1 rRNA gene is annotated in these 1,365 nt (G+C 50.1%); it reads left to right on the top strand.

The features are described 5' to 3' along the window. Window positions 1–95 precede the first annotated feature (95 nt). Window positions 96–1,365 (top strand): 23S ribosomal RNA (locus ACTJJQ_RS19210); the annotation flags it as partial.

Genomic DNA, 1,365 nt, shown 5'->3' with positions numbered 1-1,365 from the left:
TGTTCTTTGAAAACTAGATAACAATAAGTAATACATTCACATTGAATGCAATGCAAAGTTCATCACACATAGTGATTCTTTCTAAAGTAAGAAATGGTTAAGTTAGAAAGGGCGCACGGTGGATGCCTTGGCACTAGGAGCCGATGAAGGACGGGACGAACACCGATATGCTTCGGGGAGCTGTAAGCAAGCTTTGATCCGGAGATTTCCGAATGGGGAAACCCACTGCTCGTAATGGAGTAGTATCCATACTTGAATACATAGAGTATGAGAAGGCATACCCGGGGAACTGAAACATCTAAGTACCCGGAGGAAGAGAAAGCAAATGCGATTCCCTGAGTAGCGGCGAGCGAAACGGGAACAGCCCAAACCAAGAGGCTTGCCTCTTGGGGTTGTAGGACACTCTATACGGAGTTACAAAGGAACGATATAAGCGAAGAGGTCTGGAAAGGCCCGCCAAAGAAGGTAACAGCCCTGTAACTGAAATGTTGTTCTCTCCAGAGTGGATCCTGAGTACGGCGGAACACGTGAAATTCCGTCGGAATCCGGGAGGACCATCTCCCAAGGCTAAATACTCCCTAGTGACCGATAGTGAACCAGTACCGTGAGGGAAAGGTGAAAAGCACCCCGGAAGGGGAGTGAAATAGATCCTGAAACCGTGTGCCTACAAGTAGTCAGAGCCCGTTAACGGGTGATGGCGTGCCTTTTGTAGAATGAACCGGCGAGTTACGATCCCGTGCAAGGTTAAGCAGAAGATGCGGAGCCGCAGCGAAAGCGAGTCTGAATAGGGCGCATGAGTACGTGGTCGTAGACCCGAAACCAGGTGATCTACCCATGTCCAGGGTGAAGTTCAGGTAACACTGAATGGAGGCCCGAACCCACGCACGTTGAAAAGTGCGGGGATGAGGTGTGGGTAGGGGTGAAATGCCAATCGAACCTGGAGATAGCTGGTTCTCTCCGAAATAGCTTTAGGGCTAGCCTCAAGGTAAGAGTCTCGGAGGTAGAGCACTGATTGGACTAGGGGCCCCTACCGGGTTACCGAATTCAGTCAAACTCCGAATGCCGATGACTTATCCTTGGGAGTCAGACTGCGAGTGATAAGATCCGTAGTCGAAAGGGAAACAGCCCAGACCGCCAGCTAAGGTCCCAAAGTATACGTTAAGTGGAAAAGGATGTGGAGTTGCTTAGACAACCAGGATGTTGGCTTAGAAGCAGCCACCATTTAAAGAGTGCGTAATAGCTCACTGGTCGAGTGACTCTGCGCCGAAAATGTACCGGGGCTAAACGTATCACCGAAGCTGCGGACTGTTCTTACGAACAGTGGTAGGAGAGCGTTCTAAGTGCAGTGAAGTCAGACCGGAAGGA

Source organism: Bacillus sp. 22483, from assembly GCF_052044605.1.
Classification (GTDB): Bacteria; Bacillota; Bacilli; order Bacillales; family Bacillaceae; genus Bacillus; species Bacillus altitudinis.
This window is presented reverse-complemented; position numbering and strand designations above follow the sequence as displayed.